The sequence below is a fragment of the Gramella sp. Hel_I_59 genome (assembly GCF_006714895.1).
Classification (GTDB): domain Bacteria; phylum Bacteroidota; class Bacteroidia; order Flavobacteriales; family Flavobacteriaceae; genus Christiangramia.
Map to the genome: position 1 here is coordinate 2,526,249 of NZ_VFME01000001.1, position 11,574 is coordinate 2,537,822.

At 32.4% G+C, this 11,574-nt stretch carries 12 protein-coding genes; all 12 read left to right on the top strand.

The features are described from left to right. Positions 1-448 precede the first annotated feature (448 nt). The 12 genes from JM79_RS11640 (at position 449) to JM79_RS11695 (ending at position 11,551) form a co-directional block, all read left to right on the top strand. Positions 449-1,693 carry a tyrosine-type recombinase/integrase gene (locus tag JM79_RS11640; protein WP_141878310.1) on the top strand — a complete coding sequence of 415 codons (1,245 nt, stop codon included), beginning with the start codon at positions 449-451 and terminating at the stop codon, positions 1,691-1,693. Beyond that, positions 1,684-2,493: a hypothetical protein gene (locus tag JM79_RS11645; RefSeq protein ID WP_141878311.1), complete on the top strand. Its 810-nt coding sequence runs from the start codon at positions 1,684-1,686 to the stop codon at positions 2,491-2,493. Before JM79_RS11640 ends, JM79_RS11645 begins: the two co-directional genes overlap by 10 nt. An 82-nt stretch (positions 2,494-2,575) precedes the next feature. Further along, entirely contained in the window at positions 2,576-2,848 is a 273-nt protein-coding gene (locus JM79_RS11650) for a helix-turn-helix domain-containing protein (protein WP_141878312.1), read from the top strand. Next, positions 2,848-4,263: a DUF3987 domain-containing protein gene (locus tag JM79_RS11655; protein WP_141878313.1), complete on the top strand. Its 1,416-nt coding sequence runs from the start codon at positions 2,848-2,850 to the stop codon at positions 4,261-4,263. Before JM79_RS11650 ends, JM79_RS11655 begins: the two co-directional genes overlap by 1 nt. A 227-nt stretch (positions 4,264-4,490) precedes the next feature. Beyond that, positions 4,491-5,540: a DUF6371 domain-containing protein gene (locus JM79_RS11660; RefSeq protein ID WP_185739491.1), complete on the top strand. Its 1,050-nt coding sequence runs from the start codon at positions 4,491-4,493 to the stop codon at positions 5,538-5,540. 194 nt (positions 5,541-5,734) lie between these two features. Beyond that, positions 5,735-6,199 (top strand): BfmA/BtgA family mobilization protein, encoded by a 465-nt coding sequence (locus tag JM79_RS11665; RefSeq protein WP_141878315.1) that lies wholly within the window; start codon positions 5,735-5,737, stop codon positions 6,197-6,199. Then, complete coding sequence (locus JM79_RS11670; RefSeq protein WP_141878316.1) at positions 6,199-7,104, top strand: DUF5712 family protein; 906 nt, start codon at positions 6,199-6,201, stop codon at positions 7,102-7,104. The genes JM79_RS11665 and JM79_RS11670 overlap by 1 nt, the downstream gene beginning before the upstream one ends. Before the next feature lie 520 nt (positions 7,105-7,624). Beyond that, the gene (locus tag JM79_RS11675; protein WP_141878317.1) at positions 7,625-8,020 is read left to right on the top strand and encodes a hypothetical protein; all 396 of its coding nucleotides are present in this window, start codon (positions 7,625-7,627) and stop codon (positions 8,018-8,020) included. 6 nt (positions 8,021-8,026) lie between these two features. Next, positions 8,027-8,620 (top strand): hypothetical protein, encoded by a 594-nt coding sequence (locus JM79_RS11680; protein ID WP_141878318.1) that lies wholly within the window; start codon positions 8,027-8,029, stop codon positions 8,618-8,620. Positions 8,621-8,709: 89 nt separating this feature from the next. Next, entirely contained in the window at positions 8,710-8,934 is a 225-nt protein-coding gene (locus JM79_RS11685) for a type II toxin-antitoxin system ParD family antitoxin (RefSeq protein ID WP_141878319.1), read from the top strand. After that, positions 8,934-9,227: a type II toxin-antitoxin system RelE/ParE family toxin gene (locus JM79_RS11690; protein WP_141878320.1), complete on the top strand. Its 294-nt coding sequence runs from the start codon at positions 8,934-8,936 to the stop codon at positions 9,225-9,227. The genes JM79_RS11685 and JM79_RS11690 overlap by 1 nt, the downstream gene beginning before the upstream one ends. Before the next feature lie 5 nt (positions 9,228-9,232). Continuing rightward, positions 9,233-11,551 (top strand): DEAD/DEAH box helicase family protein, encoded by a 2,319-nt coding sequence (locus JM79_RS11695; RefSeq protein ID WP_260443425.1) that lies wholly within the window; start codon positions 9,233-9,235, stop codon positions 11,549-11,551. Positions 11,552-11,574: the final 23 nt, after the last annotated feature.

Here is an 11,574-nt window from a genome sequence, read left to right on the forward strand (position 1 = left end):
AATCAATGTCTGGATGTTGTTATGAAATTAGCAAGTTTAGGGAAGTAGTTCATATCAGAAAAAATCCTTTACTGTTCATTTTCGCAGAATAGTATATTCTAGCTAGTAATAACATGATTTCCAATGTTCAGAAATGGAAATTTATGCGCCTATCTTTTTAAGATAAAACATCTATTCTTGAAAATTTCTCAAGGGTTGACTTTCTCTTTAATAACATCTGACGCGAAAATCCAAAGATCATATAAAAGCAAAACCCCGTTATCCAAAAGATAACGGGGTTTTTGTTGCGGAGAAAGAGGGTTTTGAACCTAATATAATTCTTTTGCATCCATATTTATAATAGCCCTATTTTTCAGATATTTACAGTAATTTTATATTTAATCATATCTTTGTTTTAGTGATAAAACATACCATTTATAACACCTAATTCGACACCTTTAAATCATAAATGAATTATTCTTTTAGGCTTAAATACCCAAACATAGACAAGGAATCTCTTATCTACTTTACAGCTTCATTTAAGAACGAAGGTAAGACCTTTGTCTATTCTACTGGAGAAAAAATACATCCTAGAGATTGGGATTTTAAAAATAAGCGTCCAGCAAATTTATCGGGAAGAAGAAAAGATGCTGAGATTCGAAGAGCTATAGAAATACAGTTATCCAGATACTCTAATTTTTTTATCGAGTTGATTAGCAGATACAAAACGATAAATGAGAATCTGACGATTGAAATGGTAAAGGACGAATTCAATACGGAGTTTAAAAAGGTCAGTAAAAATGCTAATGATTTTTTCAAAGTATATGAATTGTTCTTAGAGGATAAAAGAAATGATAATTCTGATCAAGCCAATACAGAGACAACGATCAAGCGTTATGAGTATAACAAAACTTTACTAGAAGATTTCCAGGCGCATAAATCTTACAATCTTAGATTTAATACCATCAATAAAGATTTCTACAATGCATTTATTCACTATAGTGTAAAAACGAAGAACCATTCTGCAAATACGTTGAGTAGAAATATCGGCCTCTTTAAAACTTTTATGAATTGGTCTATTGCAAACAAATATACCTATAACGAAGAGTTTAAATCATTTAAGAATATCAAGCGTTTCAAGACAGATGAAATTGCGCTTACCAAAGACCAGGTAGACGAGATTTATCAGTTTGATCTTAAAAAGAACGAGAAATTAAAGAGAGTTCGTGATTTATTCGTTTTTGGTTGCTGCACTGGGATGCGCTATTCAAACTATTCTAAGGTGAAGAAAAATGATATCAGTGACGGTTTTATTAATGTCATTGACGGTAAGGATAGATCAAAAAAGCTATCAATACCTATCAATAAATATTCTAAGGAGATTTTAGAAAAATACGACTACGAGCTTCCTAGAATCTCAAATCAAAAGTTTAATGATTATCTAAAGGAGTTGTTTGAGGAAATGGAATATGATCAAGTCATAAAAAAAACGATGCGTTATGGAAACGATATTGTAGAAACCGAGTCCACATATGCAGACAGAATCAGTTCGCATACAGCCAGAAGATCATTTATTACCATTATGAAAAATGAAGGAGTTCCCGATAAGGTTATTATGAGTTATACCGGTCATAAAAGTATAGAGGTTTTCAATAATTACTATAGGCCAAATCAAGAACATAGAATCAATTTTATGAAAAATGTATGGAGTTAAATAAATTGAAAGAAAATCTCAGAATATCTAGAGAGCAAAGGGAAATCAATTATTGGTCTGAAAATTACGATCGAGCCCACTTTCGGATTCAAGATTCTCCGATAATAACTAAGAAGATAATTGCTGAAAACAAACTTCACATAAAGCAGTTAACAGAACAATATCCCTTTTATCAAGATTTTCTTGATTTAATAAGAAAGCATCATAATGAATCTATTCTCAAATTAAACATCGTTCAATTGATAATTTCATATTTAGAATTTATTTATGACAATGGTAACGTTCGTGTAAAAAGAGGTAATCTTGAGGGTATTGCTAAAAAGGATTACGCCATTGAAAAAAGTAAAATCCTGAAAGATATGGAAATGATGCTGTATCAAGCAATCTTGAGTAATAGGATCCGAGATAAAATAGTTCACGATGAAGTTAAATTATCGAGTTTAGACGGAGAAAAAGAAAACGATTTTTTCAAAAAGCCTGGAAGAAAACCTTATTCCGAACTTGCCGTAATTGCGCTTAAGTATCACATCATTAATAAGTTTGACAAAAATGAAAATCCGCATTCAGACACTTCTCGGTTCGCTCGTGTTCAGGATTTTTATGATTACACAGCATCAAAGGAGAATTTAAATTCAGGCTCATTTAGCAATAAATACAAAGAGATCGGTAGAGAGAAAGATCTAGAAAAGTATTGTAAATCTAATACTAATGTTGTTCAAGCACTTATCAAATTAAATTGTTTTAGAGATAATGAAGAATGTTACCAATATTTATCTCAATTTGATACTACTTCAGAATAAGGTATAAATAGGTATTAATTCGAATTAATACTACCCACTTCATTACCATTCATTTGCAGTGATAATCTATAAAACTGCAATTATGAATAATCCATTTGAAAGTATCCAAGGCGAATTATCTGAGATCAAAAACTTAGTTACTCAACTACTAAAAAAGCCCGATGAAGATCTATCCAACAAACTTTATACATTGAACGAAGCAGCAGATCTACTCAAAGTAGATCGGCAAACAGTACGCAACCATATTGACAGGGGAACGATTAGTGCCACTTTCATAGGTAGGAGAATACTCATACCTCATAAGGAGTTATTCGATTCCTTAAACGATGTCAAATCTATTAAATATAAGAGATAATGGGAGCTGAAAAACAAGAAGCCTCCCATACCCTGAGAAGTATAAGAGGCTCGAATAATTTGTCTGAAAACGAATTTAGTAAAAATACAATTGATCGTCTTGACTTAGAAAGTGATTTTTTAAATTTAACCGAGAAAAATGAAAATCAATTTCCCTTTGATATTTTTCCTAAAGTATTACAGGAAATAATTTTTGAGGCTTCTAATAAATATCAATTTTCTATTGACTATTTGGGAGCGGGAATTCTATCAGCTTCTTCAGCTGCAATCGGTATTTCTCATAAAGTTAAAGTAAAAGAGGGATGGAACGTAAAGAGTAATCTATTTACCGTGATAGTTGGGCGGCCAGGAGATTCTAAAAGCCATGCTTTAAACTTTTGTTTCAAACCCATACACATAAGGGAGAGCGAACTTTTTTACAGATACGAACAAGAGGTCCTGAACTATGAAGATAGCCTAGAATCAGGACAAAAGAAACTAAAAAAACCGTTTCTAGAAAAGTTCTTAATCAGTGATTATACATTAGAAGCATTAATTCTATCCCATTTCTATAACAAGAGAGGTCTATATATATATGTAGACGAACTCCACGGATGGATAAAAAATTTTAATAGGTATAATAATTCTGGTGAAGCAGAAATTTATTTGAGCCTGTGGAGCGGAACTACAATATCAACTGACAGGGCATCTGGCAAGAACCTACGCATTGAAGATCCTTTTGTTGGAGTAATTGGAAGCACACAAATTGCAGTTCTCAAAGAATTTGCAAAAGAAGGTAGAAGTGCTAACGGTTTTATGGATCGTTTACTCTTTGCATATCCAGAAAATCAAAAGACTATAAAGTGGAACATAGATAAAGTGGATGAGAATATTTTACAAAACTATTTTACGATAATATCAAATCTAATTGATCTAAAAAATAATGAGAATGGCCAAGCAAATATTATTCCCATCGAAGAGAGTGCTGAGAAACACCTATTTAATTGGCAGAATAATCGGCCAGATGAATATTTATTTGATTACGAAAGGAGCATAGAAGTAAAGCTTCAGGAATATGTAATTCGATTTGCGCTAATACTTCAGCTAATTCATTACGCTTCAGATAAAAAAACTAAAAACGAAGTGCAATTGTTTGCTGTCAAAGGAGCGATACGTTTATTCGAATATTTTTATCATAATGCCATAAAGGTGCGAAGTGAAATTACCAAAAAAAATTATTTGGAATCCTTAACTGAACTTCAGAAAATCATTTTAGCAGAACTTCCAAAAAACTTCACCACTCAAGCCGGTCTAAAAATAGCATGCAAAAAAGTTGATGGTAAACCTAGGATTAGTGAGAGACAATTTAAAACCTATTTGAACGACAGAAAGTTATTTAAAAGAGTATCTCACGGTAATTATGAAAAGATACTGTGACTGCATTTTCCTCATTTTCTTCACTTTCTAATTTAAAGTGTTGAATTACAACTAAATAAAGCTTTTATAAAATGCAATATTCGTGCATAAAATGCACAATCGTAATAAAAATTAAAAAACCCAACTTTTGAAAGTGCAATCAAAATGCAGAGAAAATGCAACTATAAACTATTTGTAACTCGTGCTATTATTGAATAATGCAGAAAATGAGGAAAATGCAACTTACTATGTATAAATATACTCTAGAAAAAAAATCGATTAAACACATTTGCCCTAGATGTTATAAAAAAAGGTTCGTAAGATATGTTGATTCTGAAACGAACGAATATTTATCGCACCTAGTCGGTAGATGCGATAGGGAATTGAATTGTGCTTATCACTATCCACCAAAATATTATTTTAAAGATCTTAGTGAGCCTTATTTTCCAATTTTAGAGAATAGAGTTGTTGATCCTAAATTAGAACTGAGGACATCATTTCACAACTCTAGAGAACTTGAACGCACATTGATTAATAATGGGAAAAATAATCTTATTCAATTTTTGCACAGAACATTTGACCAATTAAAAGTAGCTAAAATGCTAAAGGATTATAAAGTAGGAACTGCTTCTAATTGGCACAATGCAACAATTTTTTGGCAAATTGATGAGGAGGAAAAAATTAGAGGTGGAAAAATTATCAGCTATACCCAAACAGGGAAGCGTACGAAATACATCAATTGGGTACACGCCATTCAAATAAAAAATAGAAAAATCAATAGCTTTCATTTAAGGCAATGTCTATTTGGTCTTCATCTCCTTAATCATTCTCAAAAAATTATAGCTATAGTCGAATCAGAGAAAACTGCTTGTATTATGAGCTTACTCTTTGATAAGTATTTATGGTTAGCAACTGGAAGTCTGGGTGGGCTAACAGAGAATAAATTGAAACCAATAATAGGGAGGAAAATAATCCTTTATCCAGATTTAGGTGTGAAAGAAAACTCCAATAGTCCATTTGAACAATGGTATTTAAAACAGAAGATGTTCGAAAAAAAAGGTTTTGATATAGCTATATCAGATTTACTTGAACGAAAAGGAACTGATAAGCATAGGCAAAAGGGTTACGACATCGCAGATTACTTTTTAGATAATAAAAACAATAAACCAAGGAAAATAATATCTGAACAGCAACAAAAGTACATAGAGGTTTATATGAAAAACCAGAACCTAAAAACCTTGATCGATGTATTTGATTTACTTGATGAAAATGGGAACAGGATTAATTTTCATAATTAATAGACGTTGAAAACGTGTATACCGAAGGTGATAGCAAGTTGAACAGGGGCTACTCCCCTATTTTCAACTTGCTCTGCGAGGCCTAATCCCTTACTACCACTGGCTTAAACTATCATAACTGGATTGTATAAATTTATACAAAAACTATATTTATATATGTATATAATTGATTATCAGGACTAAAAAATATTAAAATGGCAAAAAAAAGTATCTTAATTTCAGCATACCACCATAAAGAACTTGCGAAACTATCAGAGGCATTTGGATATAGTTATTACAAATTGGTGGAAGAGATGATAACGTATTTTAAGAAAACAGGCATTAATCCTTTGGATTCAAAGAATGAAAATCCTTCTAAGGCAGTTAGAGAATTGGATAAGAGATTAATATCCTTTATTAGAATACAAGAAAGGGATATTTTAAAACCATTGCGCCAAGAGGTGTATGATTATTCTCAGGAGCAAAAACACGAGATTCAAAATTCTTACAAGATTTTAATAGAAGAACTTAGTAGGATAGATCGTTATGAACGAGAAAGGGCCAATACAGCATTAGCAGAAATTAAGAAACAACGAAAAGCAGTTATAGCTATTGCTAAACTAATCGATGCTAAGAACAAGTCCGGTATATTATCTAAAATCAATAATCTCTTTGATTAATGCCTATTAGTAAGCCACATAGTACGCTTGGAGCTAAAAACACTGGAAGTTGCACGTTGCTAGTTAATTATCTCAATAAAGAAAATCAGGAGTTAGAAGCGACAATCAATACAAAGAATAGTTTAAAGGAAATCACTTTACTCGAAAACAGAAAACAAGATTTTTTTAATCATCAAAAGGAAGATACAAGCCCAATTGAGGTGATTGATAGTATTGACCGCAATATTAAAAAACTTGGAAAAACCGATGCAAAGTACTTTGCACCAACGATAAGTTTTAGTCAGGCAGAATTAAAACATGTTATTTCTCTGGCTACTGAAAAGAAAAATATTGATAACGTCTGGCAGCTTAGTAATAGCGAGTATGGAAAATACAATCATCTTTTAAAGAATTATATTAAGGAAATAATGGATAATTACGCCGAGAATTTCAACAGGCAAAATAAAGGATTGCAGACAGGAAATGATCTCGTGTATTACGCCAAAATCGAACACTTTAGAAAATTCAAAGGTACTGATGAAGAAGTTAAGCGAGGTTTATATAATTCAGGAGATTATAAACCTGGACTTAACTCTCATGCTCATATTATCGTAAGTCGCAAAGATCAAACTCAACGATTAAAACTAACACCTACTACCAAAGAAAGGTCTACCCAGCGAAGTATAGGAGGAAATTCTTATCAAGTAGGTTTTGATCGTATGAAATGGATCAATAAGAATGAAAAATCTTTTGATACTCTTTTCAATTATAGAAGATCCGCCATTGAAAAATTTGATAATCAATACATTTTAAAGAATGGTTCTCCTCGGGAAAAAGACCTACTTATCAAAAAAATAGATGAAAGCAAAAGACTTAATAAGCAAAAAAATGTGATAAAAAGAGATTTTAAAGGGCCTAAAAGGTAAAATGATGAAAGTTCGAAATTAGCCCAAAGTTTTTAATGCTACTAAATTCTATTATTCTAAAGCAATAATGTTATTTTGTGATCTTATGGTTTTATTGCAAAATCATATTAGTGTAGTACCCTAATAGGTTTTTTATATCTTATAGAACAAAAGCATTAAACCAATAAAAATTCTATTTTTGGTTACTAAGATTAATAGAAAACCTTAAAACTATAAATTTTAGAAATAATAAATATAGATTTTAGATTTAAAAATTATAAAAACATAAACTATAGAATAAAAAATATATTTTTTATAAAATAAAATTCTTAAGCGTTTAGCTTTTGATTTTGGTACTAGAAAATTGCCGTTTTTTAATGCACACCAATATCAAAGCAAGGCGCCCACGTTACGGCGTGGGCTGCTCTTGTGTTTGGTGTGCAGGCAAGGCAATGCCTCTAGTACCGACATGTTGCAGTTCCACGCTTTTTTTGTGTTTGGACTTCAGGATCAAAGGCTACTTAATCTCTAATATAAGCCTATGAATCAGTTAGCACATCTAAGTTACAGTTTCGAAGAAGTTGAAATTTTGAAAACTCTTGCGAAATATCATGATCAGCCAGACATTGCTGAAAAGTTTTTATTCGCCGGTTTAAGCGAATATGAATATACCCGGGTAAAAAAAATAATACAAAAATTTTACCTCGATGGTATATGGGACTTTGAAGACACTGCAAATGGCAAAGGTCAATCCACATTCAATTATGATCTGAAAGACTACATACTTAAATATCCCAATCCTATTCCTAGCGAGTACAAAGAAGATATTGAGATAAACACCATTTCGGAGAAGCTTTATGCTTCAAATCTCGATAAGTCAGAACTGAAATATATCTCTGCACTTATCAAAAAAGATCTTATTGACCAACCTAAATAAAATATCATGAAGAAAGCTTTACCATTTTTACTTATTACTATGATGGCTTGTAATAGCCTACAAAATACAGATGCTCAAAAACAGGCAATAATCAATTTTTTGCAAGAAGATGCTAAAGGAGTTAAAACCGATTTAAAGATTGAAGTTTCGCAATTAGAAATTACAGACGTTACAGTGGCAGACAGCATTAGTATTTTGAAAGAAAGGTATCAATCAAAAATAGAAAAAGCTCAAAAGTCGATAGACAATTTTCGATTGAATATCGATAGTGCTGTGAAGGAAAACGAATCACTGGATGATTCCAGTATTGATAACCTTGCTAAAATAGCAGCCAACAAGTCTATTAGTGAAATGAATCAAAGAGGTCTTGAAAAAGCCCAGACTGCGCTAAAAGAGGTAGAAAAACAAAAATCTATATCGTTGGCTAAATATGAAGATAGGGATGAAAATGAACTCCTTGCAAAAAAAGCCGAAACCACTTTTTCGTTTTTTAATCCCATACTACAGACACGTCAGGAAAGAACAGATGATTTTGTACTATCTAAAGATGGATCAGAAGTTTTGGCGATTATAGAAAATGGTAAATTGAGAAGGAAATAGTTACCCTACTCCCATCACTAAACTTTCAAATCTTATCAATTTTCTATTTAATTATTTATATCTATATTTATCATATATAGATATAAACCATGAATATTAGTTTCACTAAAAAACAGGAAGAATATATCTCCAAGCAGGTTTCTTCTGGAGAGTACCAGAACAACAGTGAGGTAATTCGAGATGCCCTTAGACTACACGGTATTTACCGAGAAAAAGTTATTCAAGATCTCAGAAAAGAAATTGAACTTGGCTGGGATGGCCCGGATAGTTCCATGACCATGGATCAGATTATTGAATCCAAGCGGAAATCTTAATGGATCATTATATTTTATCCAAGAAAACTCAGGAAGATATTAATGATATATATGAATTTGGCGTTAATAAATTTGGCCAGGATCAGGCTATTGAATATCTAATCGGTTTGAGAACTCACTTTGAACTTCTTCTAAAAAATCCACTAATAGGTAAAAAACGTGATGAAATTAAGGAAGGACTATTTAGCTTTCCCTTTATATCTCATATTGTTTTCTACCGGATTTTCAATAATCATATTAGAATAGTTCGGGTACTTCATGGAAGTCGTGACATCAAAAAATTCATAAAGTAAAATAGATGATGGGAAATAAGATATCTGAATCTGATACCAGGGCAAATTTTATTGATCCTAAGTTGGTTGAAAATCAATGGGAGCCTATTCATATTGTACGAGAATATTATTTTACCGATGGTAGAAAATTGTTGGGAAACAAAAGAGGTAAGCGACTTTTCTTAGACTATCTTTTAAAGTTTAACAGCAAAAATTTAGCAATAGTAGAAGCTAAAAAGTTGGATGATCATCCTACTAAAGGTTTGCAACAAGCCTTGGAATATGCCGAAAAACTAAAGATCAACTTTGTATATGCAACTAATGGGAAGCGTATTTACGAGTTTGATAGACGCTCTGGAAAAGGAGATTATATTGAGAACTTCCCTACCCCCCAATCTCTTTATGACAGACTTTTTAGAAAGAAAAATAAACTCAAAGAGAAACTTCATAATGTTCCATTCTTATTAACCGGAAATTTTGCACCACGATACTATCAGGAAATTGCGGTCAATAAAGTTATGGAACATATTGCCGATGGAGATAAGCGTATGTTATTAACGCTAGCTACTGGAACGGGTAAAACATTTATTTCCTTTCAAATTGTACATAAATTATTACAGACAAAATGGAATTTGGATGGAGATGATAGAAGACCTCGAGTTTTATTTTTAGCTGATCGAAATGTTCTTGCAGACCAGGCGATTAACACGTTTAATCCCTATGAAAATGATGTGATCAAAATTGATGGGGAAGAAATAAGAAAACGAAATGGCGTTGTTCCTACCAATGCTTTTATATTCTTTGCGATTTATCAGGCTATTGCAGAACGGGAAGATATTGGTGGATACTACAAGGAATACCCGGAAGATTTCTTCGATTTAATTGTAATTGATGAATGTCATAGAGGAAGTGCAAATGAAGAAGGATCTTGGCGAGCTATTTTAGATCATTTTAGTCCAGCAGTACATTTAGGCCTAACCGCTACACCAAAACGTGATGATAACGTAGACACCTACAAATATTTTGGAAAGCCTATTTATGAATATTCCCTAAAGGAAGGTATACAAGATGGATTTTTAACTCCCTACAAAGTTAAACGCATCACCACCAATATCGACGAATATATCCATACCAATGATAGCAAAGTCATTCAAGGGGAAGTAACGAAAGACAGGTATGAAATAAGCGATTATAACAAAAATATTACCATCAATCAGCGTACAGATTTAGAGGCTAAGATCATCTTAGAACAAATTGGTGAAATGGAGAAAAGTATAGTTTTTTGCTCCAATCAAGATCACGCCTTAGATTTAAGAGATTATATAAACAAGCATAAAAAAGTTTCAGATCCAAATTACTGTGTGCGTGTTACTAGCGATGAAGGTAAAAATGGTCGCGATTTTTTGGAAGCTTTTCAGGATAATGATAGAGATATACCAGTAATTTTAACTTCTTCAAAAATGTTGACCACAGGCGTTGATGCACGGAATGTTCGCAATGTGATCTTAACTGCTCCTATAGGTTCTATGGTAGAGTTTAAACAAATTATTGGAAGAGGCACCCGTATTTTTGAAGGAAAAGATTTCTTTACGATTATTGACTTTGTGGGAGCTACCAACCTGTTTTACGATGCTAATTGGGATGGCGAACCAGAAGACCCTGCAGATGGTGGCGAAGGTTATGGAAAGGAAAAACAAGAACGTAAAAAACGAATAAGATTAGAAGCAAAAGAAGATCAGGAAGATTACGAGCGAAAGGAAAAGCTCATTGTGGAGCTATCTAACGGTAGACAATTAAAAGTAACTGATATCGATGTGCGCTATATAGATGAAAACGGAAAGCCACTCACAGTAAGGGAGTTTTTGGAAAGATTGGTTGGAGAATTACCTGCCATCTATAAAGATGAAGCTCATTTGCGTAAAATTTGGTCTAACCCAGATACGCGTGCAGATTTACTAACAAAACTAGGTGATTTAGGTTTTGATAATGTGCAACTCAATGATTTGCGTGATATGATAGCTACTCCCGATTGTGACATTTTTGATGTGTTATCACATATTTCTTTTTCATCGGAATTAATGACACGTAAGCAACGCGTTAAATTTGTAAAAGACGATGTGCAATTTTTTGAAGTTTACAAAAACCTGGAAGCTAAAGATTTTTTAGAGTTTGTTCTCAAGCATTACGAAGAATATGGGATTGAAGAATTACAGCGCGATAAATTGGGTGATTTGGTAAAGCTAAAACTCGGCACCTCAAAAGATGCCAAAACAGCCTTTGGCGATATGAAAACACTTTTAGGCGCCTATTATAAATTACAAGAAAACATTTACAGAGCAGGATAAAAATTCTGCGTGATAATTTAAGA